This is a genomic window from Actinomadura litoris (assembly GCF_009733595.1).
Lineage (GTDB): Bacteria > Actinomycetota > Actinomycetes > Streptosporangiales > Streptosporangiaceae > Spirillospora > Spirillospora litoris.
This window is the reverse complement of record NZ_WOFH01000008.1, coordinates 185,845-203,835: the sequence shown is the minus strand read 5'-3', so window position 1 is coordinate 203,835 and position 17,991 is coordinate 185,845. Positions and strand designations below refer to the sequence as shown.

The 17,991-nt window shown below is 73.1% G+C and carries 14 protein-coding genes; 7 read left to right on the top strand and 7 right to left on the bottom strand.

Annotated elements, in window-relative coordinates; all coding sequences use genetic code 11:
- Nucleotides 1-2 precede the first annotated feature (2 nt).
- The 6 genes from GNZ18_RS42405 to GNZ18_RS23075 form a co-directional block, all read right to left on the bottom strand.
- The gene (locus tag GNZ18_RS42405) at nucleotides 3-1,856 is read right to left on the bottom strand and encodes a dipeptide ABC transporter ATP-binding protein (RefSeq protein ID WP_312874686.1); all 1,854 of its coding nucleotides are present in this window, start codon (nucleotides 1,854-1,856) and stop codon (nucleotides 3-5) included.
- Nucleotides 1,846-2,718 (bottom strand): ABC transporter permease, encoded by an 873-nt coding sequence (locus GNZ18_RS23095; RefSeq protein ID WP_214619849.1) that lies wholly within the window; start codon nucleotides 2,716-2,718, stop codon nucleotides 1,846-1,848. The genes GNZ18_RS42405 and GNZ18_RS23095 overlap by 11 nt, the downstream gene beginning before the upstream one ends.
- On the bottom strand, nucleotides 2,715-3,941 hold the full coding sequence (locus GNZ18_RS23090; protein WP_156218624.1) for a metal-dependent hydrolase family protein: 1,227 nt from the start codon (nucleotides 3,939-3,941) through the stop codon (nucleotides 2,715-2,717). Before GNZ18_RS23090 ends, GNZ18_RS23095 begins: the two co-directional genes overlap by 4 nt.
- Complete coding sequence (locus GNZ18_RS23085) at nucleotides 3,938-4,870, bottom strand: ABC transporter permease (protein WP_312874685.1); 933 nt, start codon at nucleotides 4,868-4,870, stop codon at nucleotides 3,938-3,940. Before GNZ18_RS23085 ends, GNZ18_RS23090 begins: the two co-directional genes overlap by 4 nt.
- Entirely contained in the window at nucleotides 4,867-6,522 is a 1,656-nt protein-coding gene (locus tag GNZ18_RS23080) for an ABC transporter substrate-binding protein (RefSeq protein ID WP_156218623.1), read from the bottom strand. The genes GNZ18_RS23085 and GNZ18_RS23080 overlap by 4 nt, the downstream gene beginning before the upstream one ends.
- Before the next feature lie 94 nt (nucleotides 6,523-6,616).
- Nucleotides 6,617-7,216 carry a TetR/AcrR family transcriptional regulator gene (locus GNZ18_RS23075; protein ID WP_156218622.1) on the bottom strand — a complete coding sequence of 200 codons (600 nt, stop codon included), beginning with the start codon at nucleotides 7,214-7,216 and terminating at the stop codon, nucleotides 6,617-6,619.
- 135 nt (nucleotides 7,217-7,351) lie between these two features.
- Between GNZ18_RS23075 and GNZ18_RS23070 the strand changes: the two genes are divergently transcribed.
- From GNZ18_RS23070 to GNZ18_RS23040, 7 genes are all read left to right on the top strand, one after another.
- Nucleotides 7,352-8,809, top strand: a complete 1,458-nt coding sequence (locus GNZ18_RS23070; RefSeq protein WP_216651418.1) for an MFS transporter — start codon at nucleotides 7,352-7,354, stop codon at nucleotides 8,807-8,809.
- 54 nt (nucleotides 8,810-8,863) lie between these two features.
- Nucleotides 8,864-9,892, top strand: a complete 1,029-nt coding sequence (locus tag GNZ18_RS23065) for an LLM class flavin-dependent oxidoreductase (protein WP_156218620.1) — start codon at nucleotides 8,864-8,866, stop codon at nucleotides 9,890-9,892.
- A gap of 311 nt (nucleotides 9,893-10,203) precedes the next feature.
- Nucleotides 10,204-11,448, top strand: coding sequence for a cytochrome P450 (locus tag GNZ18_RS23060; protein ID WP_156218619.1), 1,245 nt, complete (start codon nucleotides 10,204-10,206; stop codon nucleotides 11,446-11,448).
- Nucleotides 11,445-11,696 (top strand): ferredoxin, encoded by a 252-nt coding sequence (locus GNZ18_RS23055; RefSeq protein WP_156218618.1) that lies wholly within the window; start codon nucleotides 11,445-11,447, stop codon nucleotides 11,694-11,696. The genes GNZ18_RS23060 and GNZ18_RS23055 overlap by 4 nt, the downstream gene beginning before the upstream one ends.
- Complete coding sequence (locus GNZ18_RS23050; protein ID WP_156218617.1) at nucleotides 11,693-12,157, top strand: nuclear transport factor 2 family protein; 465 nt, start codon at nucleotides 11,693-11,695, stop codon at nucleotides 12,155-12,157. The genes GNZ18_RS23055 and GNZ18_RS23050 overlap by 4 nt, the downstream gene beginning before the upstream one ends.
- The gene (locus GNZ18_RS23045) at nucleotides 12,154-12,957 is read left to right on the top strand and encodes an SDR family NAD(P)-dependent oxidoreductase (RefSeq protein ID WP_173390862.1); all 804 of its coding nucleotides are present in this window, start codon (nucleotides 12,154-12,156) and stop codon (nucleotides 12,955-12,957) included. The genes GNZ18_RS23050 and GNZ18_RS23045 overlap by 4 nt, the downstream gene beginning before the upstream one ends.
- A gap of 62 nt (nucleotides 12,958-13,019) precedes the next feature.
- Complete coding sequence (locus GNZ18_RS23040) at nucleotides 13,020-14,522, top strand: FAD-dependent monooxygenase (RefSeq protein ID WP_156218615.1); 1,503 nt, start codon at nucleotides 13,020-13,022, stop codon at nucleotides 14,520-14,522.
- Nucleotides 14,523-14,705: 183 nt separating this feature from the next.
- On the opposite strand, the gene GNZ18_RS23035 is transcribed toward GNZ18_RS23040, so the two are convergent.
- Complete coding sequence (locus GNZ18_RS23035; RefSeq protein WP_173390861.1) at nucleotides 14,706-17,960, bottom strand: type I polyketide synthase; 3,255 nt, start codon at nucleotides 17,958-17,960, stop codon at nucleotides 14,706-14,708.
- Nucleotides 17,961-17,991 lie beyond the last annotated feature (31 nt).

Here is a 17,991-nt window from a genome sequence, read left to right as displayed (position 1 = left end):
GCTCAGTGCGTCGGTGTGGTGTCCGTGCGGGCCTCCGGTCGCGGGACGGCTGCCAGGAGGGAGCGCGTGTAGTCGTGCCGCGGGTCCCGGAAGATCTGCTCGACCGGCCCCGCCTCCACGACCACGGCCTCCCGCATCACGATCACCCGGTCGCTGATGTGGTGGATCACGCCGAGGTCGTGCGAGATGAACAGCAGCGCGACGTCCAGCTCGTCCCGCAGGTCGACGAACAGGTCGAGGATCTGCGCCTGCACCGACACGTCGAGGGCGGAGACCGGCTCGTCGCACACGATCGCGTCCGGCCCGGGCGCGAGGGCGCGGGCGATGGCCACCCGCTGGCGCTGCCCTCCGGACAGCTCGCGGGGATGCCGGGTGAGCAGCGCCGGGTCCAGGCCGACCCGGTGGAGCAGCTCGGTGATCTGGTCGCGGCGCCGCCGCACGGCGCGCCTGCCGGGGGAGCCGAGCGCCTCCCCGACGATGCGCTCGACGGTGTAGCGGGGGTCGAAGGAGGCGAGCGGATCCTGGTGGACGAGCTGGATCCGCCCGCGCCGGGACCGCCGGGACGGCTCGGGCACGCGCGACCAGGGTTCCCCGAGGAAGCGCACGCTTCCGTCGTCCGGTTCCAGCAGTCCCATGACCAGGGCGGCGAGCGTGCTCTTGCCCGACCCGGATTCGCCCACGACGCCGAGCGTCTCCCCGGCGTGCACGGTGAGCGAGACGCCCTCCACGGCGGGGCGGTGGCGGCGGTCCGGGCCGCGGAACGCCTTGGTGAGGCCGCTCACCTCGATCACCGCCTCGTCGCGGCGCCCGCGGCCGGTGACCGCCGTGTCGAGCGTCTGGGCGGGTTCCTCGTCGTCCGTCCGCCAGCACCGGGCGCCATGGGCGGGCCCGATCGCCACCAGGGGCGGGACATGCTCGCGGCATCGCGCCTCCGCCAGCGGGCACCGGGGCGCGTAGCCGCACGCCGTGGTGATGCCCGCGAGGTCGCCGCCGGGTTCGGACGGCGCGAGCCGCGCGCCCCGGCGGCGGACGCCGGGGACCGCCGCGAGCAGCCGCCGCGTGTACGGGTGGGCCGGCGACCCCAGTACGTCCTCGGCGGGTCCCTCCTCCACGAACGCGCCCTGGTACATGACGGCGATGCGGTCGGCGAACCTGGCCACGACCGACAGGTCGTGGCTGATCAGCAGGACGGCGGTCCCGGCCGCCTTCATCGCCGTCAGCAGGTCGAGTATCTGGGCCTGAACGGTCACGTCCAGCGCCGTGGTCGGCTCGTCGGCGATGAGGACGGCGGGGTCGGCGGCCACGGCCGAGGCGATGAGGGCGCGCTGCCGCAGCCCTCCCGAAAGCTGGTGCGGGTACTGGCGGGCGCGCAGCCCGGGATCCGGCACGTGGACCCGCTTGAGGAGCGAGACCACCCGATCCTGGCGGGCCTGCCGGGGGACGGTGCGGTGGTTGCGGAGCGTCTCGCCGATCTCCGCGCCGACCGTCCGCACGGGGTCGAGCGACGACAGCGCGTCCTGGAGGACCATGCCGATCCGGCGCCCGCGCAGTTCCCTCCAGCGGCGGTCGCCCGCGCGGGTCAGGTCCTCGCCCTCCAGTTCCAGCCGTCCCGCCGCGACCGAGGAGCCCGGCCCGGCGAGCCCGAGCAGCGCCCGCGCCGTCACGCTCTTGCCGGAGCCCGACTCGCCGACGACGGCCAGGCACTCCCGGGCCCGCAGCGTGAAACCCACGCCGCGGACGGCGTCCACGCGGCTCCCGCCGGAACCGAAGGAGACACGGAGGTTCTCGACGGCGAGCAGGGCGCCCCCCTCCGCGGGAGGAGCGTCCTTCGGGTCGGTGCCCTGGTCACCCCGCACTCGGGAGCCTCCCTTCGAACCGTCGCTGGAGCCACCTGCCGACGACGTTGACGGCGAGGACGGTCGAGGTGAGCGCCAGTCCCGGGAAGACCGCGATGGTCCACGCGATCCCCAGGAAGTCGCGCCCCTCCGACAGCATCGCGCCCCACTCGGGGGTCGGCGGCTTCGGCCCGAGGCCGAGGAAGCTCAGCGAGGAGCCGGCGATGATGGCGGTCCCCACGTTGATCATCGCGAGCACGAGCAGCGGGGGCAGGGCGTTGGGGAGCACGTGGCGGCGCAGGATGGCCGCCCGCCGCTGCCCCAGCGTGATCGCGGTGCGGACGTAGTCGGAGTTCCGCACGACCAGCGCCTGCCCGCGGGCCAGCCGCACGAAGCCGGGGGTCAGGGAGGCCCCGATCGCCAGCGTGGCGTTGACCGTCCCCGTCCCGAGGATCGCGACGACGAGCAGCGAGAGCAGCAGCCCGGGGAAGGCGAGGAACACGTCCGAGACGCGCATGATCAGCTCGTCCGCGATCCGGCCGCCGGCCGCGGCGAGCATCCCGAGGAGCGACCCGGCGAGGACGGCGATGGCGGTGGCGCCCAGCCCGATCGTCAGGGACGGCCGCGCGCCGTGGACGACGCGGCTGTAGACGTCCCGGCCGAGCTGGTCGGTGCCGAAGGGGTGGTCGAGGCTGGGCGGGGCGAGCACGTCGACCGTGCCGCCCTGGTCCGGCGGGTGGGTGGCGAGCAGGTCCGGCCAGAGGACGGCGACCGCTATGAGCGCGAGCACCGCGGCCGCGGCGCACACCCCCGGTCCCGCCGTCCAGGCCCACCGACGGCGCGGCGGGACCGCCGTCCACGCGGTGCGGGACAGTGCGCTCATTCCCATGGCAGGCTTTCCTCGGCACGCGGGAGGTGGAACCGGCCGCGCGCGACCACCAGCCGTGGGTGCCGCAGCACCGACAGGTCGGCGAGGGGGTCGCCGTCGACGACGATGAGGTCGGCGTCCAGGCCGGGGCGCAGCCGGCCCGTCCTGCCGCCGAGGTCCAGGGCGTCGGCCGCGACGGAGGTGGCCATCGCGATGACCGCGTCGGCGGGCAGCCCGGCGCGTCCGAGCCAGCGCAGCCCCTCGGCGTACTCCTCGACCTGCACGCCGGTGATCCCCGCGTCCGTCCCGGCGACCAGCCGGACCCCCTGCTCGTGCTGGTGGCGGCGGATGTCCAGCCAGGGACGCAGGACGTCCGCGCCGAACCGGGCCTCCAGCGCCCCCATGCCCCCGTGGAAGGTCGGGCAGACGAAGACGCCCTTCTCCGCGATGGTCCTGATCAGCTTCTCGTCGGCGTCGGGGCCCGCCGCCGGGCCCGCCTCGGTCAGGAGCGTGCAGTGCTCCAGCGTGTGCGCCCCCGCCGCCAGCGCGATCTCGACGCCCTCCCTGCTGTGCACGTGGGCCGCCACCCGCAGGCCGAAGCGGCTCGCCTCCTCGACGGCGGCCCCGACCTCCTCGGCGGTGTACTGGAGTTCCCAGCTCGACGGGCCGCCTTCGGTGAGGTGCCCGCCCGTCACCATCATCTTGATGACGTCCACGCCGTCCTCGGCCAGCCGCCGCACCAGGGCGCGCACCTGCTCCGCGCCGTCGGCCTGCCCGCCGAGGAACGAGCAGTGCCCGCCGGTCACCGTGATCGGCGTGCCGGAGGTGAGGACGCGGGGGCCCGGGATCGTCCCGGCGTTGACCGCGTCGCGCAGCCGCGCCGCGATGCCGCCCCGGTCGCCGAGGTCGCGGACCGTCGTGACGCCCACGTCCAGCAGCCGCCGGGCCCGTTCGGCGACGTCCAGCGTCAGGGTGGCGTCGTCGGTGGCCGCCAGGGCGCCCACCGGGTCGTCGCCGCCGTCGAACACCAGGTGGACGTGGACGTCGATCAGGCCGGGCAGGATGCGGGCGCCCGGGAAGGACGCCCGGGGCGTCCCGGCCGCCGCGCGGGCGGTCACGTCGGCGGCGGGCCCCACGTCCTCGATGAGCCCGTCGCGGATGAGGACCGCCCCGTCCGGGATCACCTCTCCCGGGGTGCCGGTGAGAACCTCCGCCGCGGTCAGGATCCGTTCCGTCACAGGGCCGACTCCCTCAGCCTCGGGTCGACGATCCGGTAGAGGCCGTCGACTGCCATGTTGATCAGTGAGAACGCCAGTGCCGACAGGAGGATCACGCCGGTGACCACCGGCAGGTCGCGGCTGGCGATGGCCGCCGCCATGACCCTTCCGATGCCCTGGCGGCTGAAGATGGTCTCGACCACCACGGCCCCGCTGAGCAGCGCGCCCACGCTCCATCCCGAGATCGTGATCAGCGGGATGAGGGCGTGCCGCAGCGCGTGCCTGAGGCGGACCGAGGTCTCCCCGCCGCCGCGAGCGCGGGCGGTGAGCACGAACGGCTCGTCCAGGGCGCGTTCCATTCCCTCGCGCATCACCTGCGCGTACACGCCGACCAGGCCCAGCGCGAGGGTGGCCGAAGGAAGGACGAGCGCCTCCGGCCCCGACCCTCCCGCGACGGGGAAGAGGTGCCAGCGGAAGGCGAAGAAGGTGAGCAGCAGCGCCCCGACCCAGAACCCCGGGGTGGAGATGGCGATCAGTTCCAGCCCCATCGAGAGGCGCCGCAGTGCCGGCCGTCTCCCGGCGGTCGCCACGGCGAGCACCGTCGCCGCCGTGAGCGCGGTCGCGAAGCCGGTGAGGGCGAGCAGGGCCGAGGACCACGCCTGGTCGCCGATCAGCGCCCCGACCGGCTCCCTGAGCTGGTACGAGCGGCCGAGGTCGCCCTTGGCCAGGCGGCCGATGAACAGCCCGTACTGGACGGGCACGGGCCGGTCGAAGGCCAGCTCGTGGCGCACCTGCTCGACCTGTTCCGGGCTCGGGGTCGTGGAGCCGAGGATGACGCGGGCCGGGTCCCCGGGGGTGAGCTGGAGCCCGGCGAACGCGACCGTCGCCGCGCCCAGCATCACCACGACCGTGAGCAGCAGCCGCCGGACCAGCCACCGCGCGGCGGTCACGACTCTCCCTTCCGTGTGGCGCGCGCGTCGTAGAACAGCGGGTAGCCGTTGGCGTCGAAGCCGAGGCCCTTGATGTGCGCGCCGGTGCCGACCAGGCGCGCGGGGACGTAGGTCGGGATGGCCAGCCCGCGCCGCAGGATGCGGTCCTGGATCTTGGCGTAGTACCCGGCGCGCGCGGCGGGGTCGGTGGTGGCGGTCGCGGCGCGCAGCCAGCCGTCCAGCTCGGGGTCGTTCAGGTGGAAGAAGTTGCCGCCGCCCTTGGCCGGAGGCCAGGCCGCCGCGAAGAAGTACCGCAGGATGTCGGGCTCGGCCCGGACGAACCCCGTCGAGTACAGGTCCATCGTGCTGCCGGTGAGGATGTCCTTGGCCAGCGCCCCGCCGTCCTCGCCGACCAGGTCGATGTGGATCCCCGCCTGCTTGGCCTGCGCCTGGACGCCCTGGGCCAGGACGTCGCGCCGGTCCCGCATGAGCTTGGGCAGGTAGGGCCAGCGCAGGGTCAGCCGCCGCCCGGCCTTGGTCCGGTAGCCCTCCGAGTCCCGGGCCGTCCAGCCCGCCGCGTCGAGCAGCTTGGCGCTCAGCGCCGGATCGTGCGGCCAGGTCCGCTCGGTCGCGCGGGAGTAGCCGACGGTCGAGGGGCTGAGCAGGCTCCAGGCGCGCTTGTACTGGCCGAAGTAGACCGACTGGACCAGCCGGTCGAGGTCGATGGAGCGCATCAGCGCGAGGCGGACCCGCTCGTCCGTCAGGGGGCCGTGCGTGGTGTTGGGGAAGACGGAGAACACCGCGCCGGTCTGTTCGGCGCGCAGCAGCCGCAGCTTGCCCGACGCCCGGACGTTCTTGACGTACATGGCCGGCACATCGTCGATGACGTCGGCCTGCCCGCTGGTGAGCGCGCCGAGGCGGACGGCGTTCTCCGGGATGAACGCGATCGACAGCCGGGACAGGTGCGCGGGCCCGGTGTGCGCCGCGGTGGCCGGCCCCCAGCCGTACCCGGGGTTCGCGGTCAGCGTGATGTTCTTGTTGCGCGTCCAGGATCCGAAGCGGAACGGCCCCGAGCCGACGGGCCGCACGCACAGCCCGGCGGGGTTCTCCCTGATCGCCTTGGGCGACTGGACGCCGAGGTAGGCGGTGCTGATCGCCTGGAGGAACGAGGCGTCCGGCTGCGACAGCCGGACCTCGACGGTGTCCGCGTCGACGGCCCTGGCCCCGGCGTAGGACCGGAGCAGGCTGGCGGCGTACCGCGACTTGGTCTTCGGGTCGACCGCGTGGTCGAGCGTCGCCTTCACGGCGGTGGCGTCCAGGGGCGTCCCGTCATGGAACTTGACGCCGGGCCGAAGGTCGAACGTGTAGGTTTTGGCGTCCTTGGAGACCGTCCAGCGCTGGGCCAGCCAGGGATGGAACCTACCGTCCGAGGTCATGGAGACCAGGGAGTCGAAGACGCCCCGGACGATGACGGCCGTGACGTCGAGGCCGCTCATCTGCGGGTCGAGGCAGTCCGGCTCGATGCTGGCGGCGAAGGTCAGGTCGCCGCCCGCGGCGGCCGATTCGGATCCGCCGCCGCACGCGGCCGCGGTTCCGAGCAGCAGGGGGACGGCCGTCCACGCGCCGACCCGGCGGCGGTGTCGCGTGGACCATCGAGGCCGGGGGTCGGGCATCTCGGCTCCTTGGGGGACGTGGAGGCGCTTCGGCGCCGTGACCGGCGGGTTCGCAATCCATGTCGCACTCTTCAGGGGCGATCTAAAGATCACCTTAGAGTGACGGCCCCGTCGCGGCCCCTGGGACCACCCCGTGGACGGCCAGGTCGAGGAGCCGCCGGGACATCTCGGGCTCGCCCTCGGTGGCCATGGCGATGCCGCCGGCGAGCCGCAGCACGTCCAGGAAGGCGGTGCCGGGCGGGACGGCGCCGGCCTCCAGGGCGCGGGCGAACAGGGTCGCCCCCGCTGTGCGCATCGCGTGGCAGGAGTGGAACAGCTCCGAGCGCTCGTCGCGCATGGTGACCACTACCGAGGCCGCCATCCCCCGGAAGGGCGTGACCTGGGCGATGAACGCCTCCAGCCAGGTGACGAACGCGGCGCCGGGGTCGGGGTCGTCCAGCAGCTCGTGCGCGCGCAGGCCGAGCTGGTCGTAGCCGTCGGCCAGCAGCGACTCCAGCAGGTCCTGGCGGGTGGGGAAGTGGCGGTAGAGCGTCCCGATGCCCACCCCGGCGCGCTCGGCGACCGACTCCAGGGACGACTCCGCGCCGTGGGAGGTGAAGATCTCGCGGGCCGCGGCGAGGAGGTTCTCGCGGTTGCGGCGCACGTCGGCGCGGAGAGGGCGGGCCGCCGGGTCGGCGGTCTCCTGGGGCTTCATCTTTCTCCAGCTCTCTCGTTGCAAGTCGGAGGTACCCTCCGTATTGTGTGGAGGGAGCCTCCGTACGGAGGCACCCTCCAATTGTAACCCGGAGAACCCGGAGGAAAGATGTCCGTCTCACCGTCGTCGCCCAGCGTGACGACCAGGCCCCCGGGAGCGGCCCGCCGCGGGGACCGGCCGGGGATCGCCCTCGCGGTCATCGTGGCCTGCCAACTGATGATCGTCCTGGACGGCACGATCGTGAACATCGCCCTGCCCGACATCCAGCGGGGCCTGGAGTTCTCCGAGACCGGCAAGGCGTGGATCATCACCGCCTACACGCTGACCTTCGGCGGGCTGCTCCTGCTGGGCGGGCGGATCGGCGACGTCCTCGGCCGGCGCCGCGTGTTCGTCGCCGGCATCGCGGTGTTCACGGTCGCCTCGCTGCTCGGCGGCCTCGCCACCACCGGGGAGCTGCTGCTGGCTGCCCGGGTCGGGCAGGGAGCGGGCGCCGCGCTGGCAGGGCCGAGCACTCTCGCCCTCATCGTCACCAACTTCCCCGAAGAGGCCGAGCGCAACAAGGCGATGGGCATCTACTCCGCCATCGCCGGCTCCGGCCTGGTCATCGGCCTGATCCTCGGGGGCGCGCTGACCTCCGGCGGCTCCTGGCGGTGGGTGATGTTCATCAACGTCCCGATCGGCGTGGCGATCGTGCTGCTCGCGCCGCTGTTCGTCAACGAGCCGCCGCGGCACAGCGGGCGCTTCGACGTGGCCGGGGCGGTCACCTCGACCGTCGGCATGGTCGCGCTGGTCTACGGGTTCACCCGCGTCGCGGAGAAGGACTGGGGCGACCGCGTCGCCCTCGGGTCCTTCGCCGTCGCGGTCGCCGCCCTCGCGCTGTTCCTGGTGGTCGAAGCCCGCGCCAAGCAGCCCGTCATGCCCTACCGCCTGCTGCGCGACCGTGACCGGGCCGCCGCCTACCTCAACATGCTGCTGCTCCCCGCGACGCTGATGGGACTGTTCTTCTTCATCACCCAGCTGCTACAGACCGGGTACGGCTACAGCGCGATCGAGGCCGGGCTGGCGTTCCTGCCGATGGCGGTCCTCCAGATCGTCACCGCCCGCAACTCGGCCGCGCTGCTCGCGAAGTTCGGGCCCAAGCCGCTCATGCTGACCGGCGCGGTGGGGGTCTTCATCGGGATGGCCTGGCTCAGCCGCCTGTCCGACGGCGGCGGGTACGCCACCGAGGTGCTCGGGCCGCTGATCCTGGTGGGCGCCGGTATGGGCCTGTGCTTCATGCCGATGAGCGTCACCATCCTGTCCTCGGTGTCACCGCGGGACTCGGGCGCGGCCTCCGGGCTGCTCCAGACCATGCAGCAGGTCGGCGCCTCGCTCGGCGTCGCCGTGCTGGTGACGGTCTACGGCGAGGCCGTCCGCGACGAGGCGAAGCACCCGGTGGCCGGAGCGAGTCCACAGGATCAGGCCCACCACCTGCTCACCCACGGCATCGCCACCGGCTTCCTCAGCGCGACGGTCATCGTGGTCATCGCGTTCCTGGTCCTTCTGTTCGGATTCCGGGGCACGCCCGCGGCGAAGGCGAAGAAGGACGACTGACTCCCGGACGTCCCATCGAGGGGTCCGGGCATCACACCGAAGGGAGCCACGGCCTTGTCCCACCCTGCCACGATCAAGCTGTCCGTCCTCGACGTTGCACCCGTCTGGAACGGATCCTCGCAGGCACAGGCACTCCGCGACACACTCCAACTCGCCCCCAAGGTGGAGGGGCTCGGCTACCACCGCTACTGGGTCGCCGAGCACCACAACACCCTCAGCATCGCCAGTTCCTCGCCGCCCGTGCTGGTCGCCGAGCTCGCGAACGCGACGTCCACCCTGCGGGTCGGGTCGGGCGGGGTCCTGCTGCCCAACCACCCGCCCCTGGTGGTGGCCGAGCAGTTCGGGACGCTGGAGGCGCTGCACCCCGCCCGCATCGACCTCGGCCTCGGACGGGCGTCCGGAACCGACCCGGTCACCGCGATGGCGCTGCGCCGCGCGGGAGGCGGCGGGGACTTCCGCCAGCAGATCGCCGAGCTTGAGGGCTACTTCGCCGACCGCGGCGGTGGCGAGGACCCGCGGTCCGGGGCCGTCGCGGTGCCCGCCCCGGGGCACCGGCCGGGGATGTGGGTGCTCGGGTCCAGTCCGGCCAGCGCCCGCCTCGCGGCGGAGCTCGGGATGCCGTACGCGTTCGCGCACCACATCGCGCCGCAGAACGCCGTCCAGTCCCTCAACCTCTACCGGCGGGAGTTCCGGGCCTCGGTGCACCTGGAGCAGCCGTACTCGATCATCGCGTCGTCGGTGATCGTGGCCGACACGGGCGAGCGCGCCCGCCTGCTCGCCGGGCCGCTCACCGTCATCGGCCTCCAGTTGCGCACCACCGGCACGTCCGGCCCGATGCTGGGCCCGGAGGAGGCGGCGGCCTACCCGTTCACGCCGCTGGAGAGGCAGATCGTCGGCGAGGGCTCCGGCCATCACCTCGTCGGGGACCCCGAGGCCGTCGGACGCGGCGTCCGCGACCTGCTGGCCGCGACCCGCGCGGACGAGCTGATGGCGCTGACCATGGTGCACGACCCGGCCGAACGGCTGCGCTCGTACGAGCTGCTCACCGAGATCGTTCCGCTCGCCGCGCCCTCCCTCGCCTGAGGCGACGGGGAGCGACCGCCCCGCGAGGCCGGACCCGGGCGGCCGGAGCGGCGCCCGGCCGCGCGGGACCAGGGGCCGCGAACGTCCCGGGCCGACCCCGCCGGGCCCGGGACGTCCGCATGCCCCGACGTTTCGCATGCCTCGGACGTTTCGCACGCCCCGGACGCTTCGCGTGCCCGGGGCGTCGCGGGTGCCCGCGCCGGCCGCGCGGGGCCTTAGGCCGGGCATAGGTCACGCTCAGGTGAGGTGAAGGATCTCCTTAGGCGCCCTCGTGATGCTGGAACTCCCCGTCACCTCACGAGAGGCCGACCATGAGCAAGCCGGTGGGCGCGGCCGCCGCGCAGGCGCCCGAGACGCTGGACGAGCGGATAACGCACTGGAGCCTGTACCAGCCGTGGCTCCAGCAGGACCCGATCTCCCACTGGAACGAGATCCGGGACCACGCCCCGATCGTGCGCTCGGAGGAGGCCGGCGGCTTCTGGATCCTCACCCGCTACGAGGACATCGAGTGGGCGGCCAAGAACCCCGAGATCTTCTCCAGTGCCCAGGTCGGCATTCCGCACCGCAAGGTCTTCCCGGCCAAGCAGATCCCGATCCAGTTGGACGGCGACGAGCACCGCAAATGGCGGCAGACGCTATCGGACCTGTTCAACCCCGGCGTCGTCCAGCACTTCGCCCCGCAGATCCGGAGGGCGGCGGTCGACTCCATCGGCCCGATCGCCGAGAAGGGCCACTGCGAGTTCGTCTCCGAGTTCGCCACGGCGCTCCCCGCCGAGACGTTCCTGATCACGTTCGGCATCGGGCGCGAGCACCTGAAGGCCCTGCTGGACCACAAGACCTGGCTGCGCCGCGAGGGGATCCCCAACGCCCGCACCGACGAGGACATCCGGGCCGCGAACCAGCCGCTCTGGGACTTCTTCGGCGAGGCCATCGACCGGCGTCGCGCCGAGGGGACCGAGGGGCGCCGCGACGTCATCAGCGCGATGCTCCGGACGACCTACGACGGCCGCGAGCCCACCCGCGACGAGGTGATCAATGCCCTGTTCGTGTCCATGCTGGCGAGCCTGGACACCACGACGGCCGCGCTCAGCTTGATCTTCCTGCACCTCGCGGCGCACCCGGAGATCCAGGACCTGATCGCGGCGTCCCCGGGCAAGGTGCCGGCCATCGCCGAGGAACTGCTGCGCCACTCGCCGGTCTCGTCCACCGGGCGACTGGTCACCCGGGACGTCGAGCGGCACGGCGTGGTGCTGCGCGAGGGCGACCGGGTGCTGCTGTCGTGGGGCCTGTCGGGGTTGGACCCCGACGCTTTCGACCGGCCCGACGAGGTCGACTTCGACCGGACGAAGACCCGGCACCTGGCGTTCGGCGCCGGCCCGCACCGCTGCCTCGGAATGCACGTCGCCCGCCGCATCCTCAGAATCGCGCTGGAGGAGTGGCACGCGCGGATCCCCCACTACGCGCTGACACCGGGCACCAGCCCGGTCCACCACTACTCACCCGCCCGCGGCGTGCTGAACCTCGACCTCACGCTGGGGAAGGGGGAGCGGCCGTGAGAGTCCGCGTCGACCAGGGGCGATGCCTGGGCCACGGGCTGTGCGAGGCCCTCGCCGGCGACGTCTACCAGGTCACCGAGACGGGTTACAACGAGATGGGCGAGTTCGAGGTCGCGGACGCGCTGCGGGACGTGGCGCGCAAGGGGGCCTCCGCCTGCCCGGAGCGGGCCATCGCCGTCCTCGGCGACGAGCCCGCCGGCCAGCACGACGAACCGAGAGCACCGAGACCAAGGAGCACCGACCGATGACCGAATCCACCGCCGCGGTGAACCCCGCCGCCACCCCCAGGGAAGTCGTCGACCAGATCGTCCGGTACATGCTGGACATCGACATGGCGGGCTTCGGGGACCTGTGGGCCGAGGACGGCGACCTCGACCTGCTCTTCGCGCCGCAGGGCGCCCCCCGCTACCTGCGCGGCCGGGACACGATCCGCGAGTACCTGATCAGGGGGCAGGCGGCGACGCCCCTCAAGCTGGAGAAGATCGAGTCCCTCGTCATCCACGAGACCGGTGACCCTGAGGTGATCGTGCTTGAGTTCGACGGCCTCGGCTCGGTGTCCACGACGGGCGGCACCTACCGCACCACCTACATCGACGTGGTGCGCGTCCGGGAGGGCCGGATCGTGAACCTGCGGCATTTCGCCGAGCCCACCGCATGGCTCATCGCCGCGTCGGAGACCGCCCCCGAGGCGGCGGGGGACCCGCGGTGAGCGCCCCCGGGACGGCGGAGCCGCTCCTGGCGGGGCGGGTCGCGCTCGTCATCGGCGGCAGCCGCGGGATCGGCGCCGGGGTCGCGCGAGCGCTCGGCCGCCACGGCGCCGCCGTCGGCGTCAACTACCTGCACAGCGCCGACGCGGCCAAGGAGGTCGTCGCCGCCATCGAGGCGGCCGGGTCCCGTGCGGTGGCCGTCGCGGGCGACGCCACCGACGCCGGGGACGTCGCCCAGATCGTGCGGCAGACGGCCGACGCGCTCGGCGACGTGGACGTCCTCGTCTGCAACGCCGTCGGCAGCACGGAGAACGCGATCGACCGGATCCGCAAGGGCCTCACCCTCGCCCTGGACAACGCCGAGGACGTGCGGGCGCGGGTCGACACGCAGCTCGCGACCACGCTGTTCCCGGCCCGCGAGGTGCTGCCCGGTATGCGCCGGCGGGGCGGCGGCTCCATCGTGCTGATCGGGGCGACCGCGTCGCGCGGCAGGCCGGGGCGCGGCATCGCCGAGATCTCCGTCGCCAAGGCGGCGCAGGACGCGCTCGCGCGGTCACTGGCCGTCGAGCTCGGACCGGAGCGCGTTCGCGTCAACGTCGTGGCCCCCGGCATGGTCCCCACCGACGCCAATGCCGGCCCTCACCAGGAACCGTTGATGGGCGAGATGGCCAAGGTCACCCCGCTGGGCCGCGTCGCCTACGTCGATGACGTGGCGGACACGGTGGTCGCCTTCGCCTCCGGCCTGACGCGGCACGTGACGGGCGCCTACGTCGGGGTCGACGGCGGCCGCGGCATGCTCTGAACGGCGCGGCGCGCCTCGTCCTCGCCGGTCGCGGCCGTGCGGATGTCTGCGTAGGGAGTGGTATGGAGGACTGGGAAGACAGGGTCGTCATCGCCGGCGGCGGGCCGACCGGTCTCATGCTGGCGTGCGAGCTCGGGCTGGCCGGAGTGGAGGCCGTCGTCGTCGAACGCGACCCCGAGCAGGACGAGGACTCGCAGGGGATGGCCGTCCATGGGCGCTCCCTGGAGGTCTTCAAGCGGCGCGGCCTGGCCGACCGCATCCGCGAGGAGGACATCTGGGCCTGGCCGCGCACCCCGTTCGCCTTCTTCTGGCTCGACCTCGGAGACCTGGGCGAACAGGACTACACCTATGCCTTCCCCCAATGGCGGACGGAGCGGCTCCTGGAGGAACGCGCCCGCGAACTCGGCGTCGACATCCGGCGGGGCCACGAGCTGGTGGGCTTCGAGCAGGACGCGGCCGGGGTCACCGTCGAGACCCGCTCGGCCGAGGGCTCGGACCGGCTCCGGGGCGCCTTCCTCGTGGGCTGCGACGGGGCGGACAGCAAGGTCCGGGACCTCGCCGGGATCGAGTTCGAGTCGAGCGGGCTGGCCTACCACGGCGTGCTCGGCGACGTGGTCCTGTCGGACGGGCCGCAGCCGGAGTTCACGACCGGGCTGTTCCAGCGGGGCATGTTCGGCGCGCTGCCGCTCCAGCCCGGTGAGCTGCGCCTGATGACCATCGAGTTCGGCGCGCGGGCGCCGGACCGCGGCACGCCCGTCACCGCGGAGGAGTTGCGCGCGAGCATCGGCCGGGTGACCGGCACCGACCCGGAGGTGGAGGGGGTGCGGTGGCTGTCGCGGTTCGGCGGCACCACCCGCCACGCCCGGCGCTACCGGGAGGGCCGGGTGCTGCTGGCCGGCGACGCCGCCCACGTCCTCTACATCTCCGGCACGCAGGGCCTGAACGCCGGCATCCAGGACGCGGTCAACCTCGGCTGGAAGCTCGCCGCCGAGGTCCAGGGCTGGGCGCCGGACGGCCTCCTCGACACCTACCACGGGGAGCGGCACCCGGTCGGCGAGCGGATCTGCATGCACGCGCGGGCGCAGATGGCTCTGATGCATCCGCTCGACCAGGTCACGCCCCTGCGGGCGCTCGTCGGCGACCTGCTGGAGATCGACGCGGTCAACAGGTTCCTGCTGGAGCTGCCGTCCGCGGCGGGCTATCCCCTCCCCGCCGCGGACGGTACGCAGGGGGAGCCGCATCCCCTGCTCGGACAGCCGCTCCCCGACGTTCCCCTGGACACCGGCGGGGAGCCCGACGGCGTCGCCGCGGCCCTGCGCTACGGGCGCGGGGTGCTGCTGGACCTGTCCGACGGCGCCGCCGACCTCGGGGAGGCCGGAGCCTGGGCCGGGCGGGTCGACGTCGTCACCGCGAAGCCGCTACGGGAACTGGACGCCGCGGTACTGCTGGTGCGGCCGGACGGCCACGTGGCCTACGCCGACCGCACGGGCGGGGACCCCAAGGACCTGCGGCGGGCCCTCGCCTCCTGGTTCGGCGAACCGCCCTCCGCCGGTACCGCCGAGTGAGCTCGGGCGAGCCGCGCTGTTGTGGAAACCGCTCATGGAGCCGGTGAACCGGCGCCGGAGCACGCGTCGTCATCGCGGGCGGCGACCCCACCGGGTCGCCGCCCGCCCGCGAGCCGAGCCCGGCCGGGCCGGCGCGGCCGCCGCCCGGTCCGGGGCCGGTCGGGGGCCGGTCCGGGGGGGCGGTCAGGGGGCGGCGGGCGCCGGGTCGCCGAGAAGCTCACGCAGCAGGTACCGGACGAGCGCGGCGGGCGTCGGGTGCTCGAAGACCGCCACGGCGGGCAGCGTCAGGCCGGTGGCGGCGCACAGCCGGTTCCGCAGGTCCAGGCCGGTGAGCGAGTTGAAACCGCTCTCGGCGAAGGCCAGCTCCGGGTCGATCTCGTCGGCCGAGCCGTGTCCCAGCACGGCCGCCGCCTGACTGAGGACAAGGTCGGACAGCACGCGCTCCCGCCCCTCCTCCGATTCCCGGGACAGCCGTTCGACCAGCCGCGCGAACGTCTCCGCGTCCGGCTCGCCCTCCGCGCCGTCCTCGAACGGCAGGCCGGGCGGCTGAGCCGGACGGTGGCGCCGCCACCAGTCCGACAGGGCCGGGAGCACCTCGGACAGCGACCTCGCCCGGCCGGGGTCGCCGGCCTGGAGCGCGTCGGTCAGCCACGCGAGATCACCGTTCTCCACCGCGTGCCAGAAACGGGCCTGGGCTCCGCGCGCGGGCGCGTCCGCCGGGGCGTCGATCCAGTAGCGGCGGCGCTGGAACGGGTAGGTCGGCAGGTCGACCCGCCCGGCCCCGGCGAACACCGCGTCCCAGTCCACCGCCACGCCCCGGGCGAAGGCGGACGCCACGGCGTGCACCAACGAGCGCGGGCCCGGCTGGTCGCGGCGGAGCGCCGGAACGCACGCCCCGGGGGTGCTGAGGACCTGTTCGGCCATGGGAGTGAGGACGGCGTCCGGCCCCAGCTCGATCGCGGTGGTGACTCCCTCTGCCTCCAGCGTCACGACGCCCTGGTGGAAGTGGACGGTGTCGCGGATGTGGCGGGTCCAGTAGTGGGGTGTGGTGAGGTCGGCGGGGTCGGCGATTCGTCCGGTCAGGTTCGACACGATGGGGATGGTGGGTGGGTGGTAGGTGATGGTTTGGGCGGTTTGGTGGAATTCGTTGAGGATGGGGTCCATGTGGGGGGAGTGGAAGGCGTGGTGGACGTGGAGTTTTTTGGTGCGGTGGCCTTGGTTGTTCCATTGGCGGGCGATGGTGGTGACGGTGTCGGTGTCGCCGGAGATGACGGTGGTGGTGGGGCTGTTGATGGCGGCGATGGTGGCGGTGGGGTGCTGGTTGAGGGTGGCGGCGAGGGTGTCGGCGGGGGCTTGGATGGAGATCATGGCGCCGTCGGTGCTGGTGGTTTGCATGAGTTGTGCGCGTGTGGTGACGAGTCGGGCGGCGTCGGGGAGGGTGAGGATGCCGGCGATGTGGGCGGCGGTGAGTTCGCCGATGGAGTGGCCGATGAGGAGGTGGGGGTGGATGCCCCAGTGGGCGAGGAGGTGGGTGAGGGCGGTTTGGTAGGCGAAGAGGGCGGGTTGGGTGTAGGTGGTCTGGTTGAGGCGGGTGGGGTCGGGGTCGAACATGACGTCTTGGATGGGGTGGTCGAGGTGGGGGTCGAGGTGGTGGGCGATGGTGTCGAGGGCTTGGGCGAAGGTGGGATAGGTGGTGTAGAGGTCGTGGCCCATGCCGGGACGTTGGCTGCCCTGCCCGGAGAACACGAACGCCGTCCGTCCCGGCCGTGCCACCCCTCGGACCAGGTCGGGCGAGCTCTCACCGCGGATCAGCTCCTCCAGCCCGCGTAGCAGGTCGTCCCGGTCCGCGCCCAGTACCGCCGCGCGGCGCTCGAACGCGGTGCGGGTCGTCGCCAGGGATCGGGCGAGATCGTCCGCGTCCGCCTCCGGATTCGCCGCGACCAGATCACGGAGCCGCTCCGCCTGAGCCCGCAGTGCGTGTTCCGTGCGTCCGGACAGCACCCAGGGCACCACGTCCGGGGCGGCGCTCCCAGCGGTCTCGTCCCGCACGGGTTCGGTGGCGGGGGCCTGTTCGATGATGACGTGGGCGTTGGTGCCGCTGATACCGAACGCCGACACCGCGGCACGTCGTGGTCTGCCGTTCGCCGTCCAGGGAACCGGTTGGGTGAGGAGGCGGATGTTTCCGGAGTCCCAGTCCACGTGCGGGGTTGGCTCGTCTGCGTGGAGGGTCTTGGGGAGTATGTCGTGTCGTATCGCCTGGACCATTTTGATGACGCCGGCGATTCCGGCCGCCGCCTGGGTGTGTCCGATGTTGGATTTGATGGAGCCGAGCCAGAGGGGGTGGTCGCGGTTGTGTCCGTAGGTGGTGAGGAGGGCTTGGGCTTCGATGGGGTCGCCGAGGGTGGTGCCGGTGCCGTGTGCTTCGACGGCGTCGATGTCGTGGGGGGTGAGGTGGGCGTTGGTGAGGGCTTGGTGGATGACGCGTTGTTGGGAGGGTCCGTTGGGTGCGGTGAGGCCGTTGCTGGCGCCGTCCTGGTTGACGGCCGACCCGCGGATGACGGCCAGGACGGGGTGGCCGTTGCGTTGCGCGTCCGACAGGCGTTCCAGTAGGACGAGGCCGACACCCTCGCCGAAGCCCGTGCCGTCCGCGCCGGCGCCGAACGACCGGCACCGGCCGTCGGGTGACAGCCCGCGCTGCCTGCTGAACTCCACGAACAGACCTGACGTGGCCATGACCGTCACCCCGCCCGCCAAGGCCAGATCGCATTCGCCGTTGCGGAGGGCCTGGGCGGCCAGGTGCAGCGCCACCAGTGAGGACGAGCAGGCGGTGTCCACCGTCACCGCCGGGCCCTCAAGTCCAAGGGTGAAGGCCACCCGGCCCGAGGCGACGCTTCCCGCGCTGCCGTTGCCGAGAAAGCCCTCCAGCCCTTCCGGTGGTTCGTGCAGCCGGTGCGCGTAGTCGCCGTACATCACGCCGGCGAACACGCCGGTCGGGCTGCCGCGAAGGCTCGCCGGGTCGATCCCCGCCCGCTCCACCGTCTCCCATGCCGTCTCCAGCAGCAGCCGTTGCTGAGGGTCCGTCGCGAGTGCCTCGCGCGGGCTCATGCCGAAGAACCCGGCGTCGAAGTCCAGGGCCCCGTCCAAGAACGCGCCGTGCCGCGTGTAGGACTTCCCCGCCGCGTCCGGGTCGGGGTCGTACAGCTCCTCGACGTCCCAGCCCCGGTCCTCGGGGAAGCCGCCGATGGCGTCCCGGCCCTCGGCGACCAGCTCCCACAGTCGCTCCGGCGTGTCCGCGCCGCCCGGGTAACGGCAGCCCATCGACACGATCGCGATCGGCTCCCGAACCCCGGCCCTGGCCTCGTCCAACTGCTTTCGGGTCTTCCGCAGGTCGGCCGTGACCCACTTGAGGTAGTCCAGGAGCTTCTTCTCGTCAGCCATGGGGCGCGTTTCCTCCGGTGGTCGGTGAATC

What these genes read in the sequence shown, in the direction of transcription:
- GNZ18_RS23095 (WP_214619849.1), bottom strand. Translation starts at nt 2,718, where the DNA reads ATGAGCGCACTGTCCCGCACCGCGTGGACGGCGGTCCCGCCGCGCCGT.
- GNZ18_RS23080 (WP_156218623.1), bottom strand. Translation starts at nt 6,522, where the DNA reads ATGCCCGACCCCCGGCCTCGATGGTCCACGCGACACCGCCGCCGGGTC.
- GNZ18_RS23075 (WP_156218622.1), bottom strand. Translation starts at nt 7,216, where the DNA reads ATGAAGCCCCAGGAGACCGCCGACCCGGCGGCCCGCCCTCTCCGCGCC.
- GNZ18_RS23060 (WP_156218619.1), top strand. Translation starts at nt 10,204, where the DNA reads ATGAGCAAGCCGGTGGGCGCGGCCGCCGCGCAGGCGCCCGAGACGCTG.
- GNZ18_RS23050 (WP_156218617.1), top strand. Translation starts at nt 11,693, where the DNA reads ATGACCGAATCCACCGCCGCGGTGAACCCCGCCGCCACCCCCAGGGAA.
- GNZ18_RS23040 (WP_156218615.1), top strand. Translation starts at nt 13,020, where the DNA reads ATGGAGGACTGGGAAGACAGGGTCGTCATCGCCGGCGGCGGGCCGACC.
- GNZ18_RS23035 (WP_173390861.1), bottom strand. Translation starts at nt 17,960, where the DNA reads ATGGCTGACGAGAAGAAGCTCCTGGACTACCTCAAGTGGGTCACGGCC.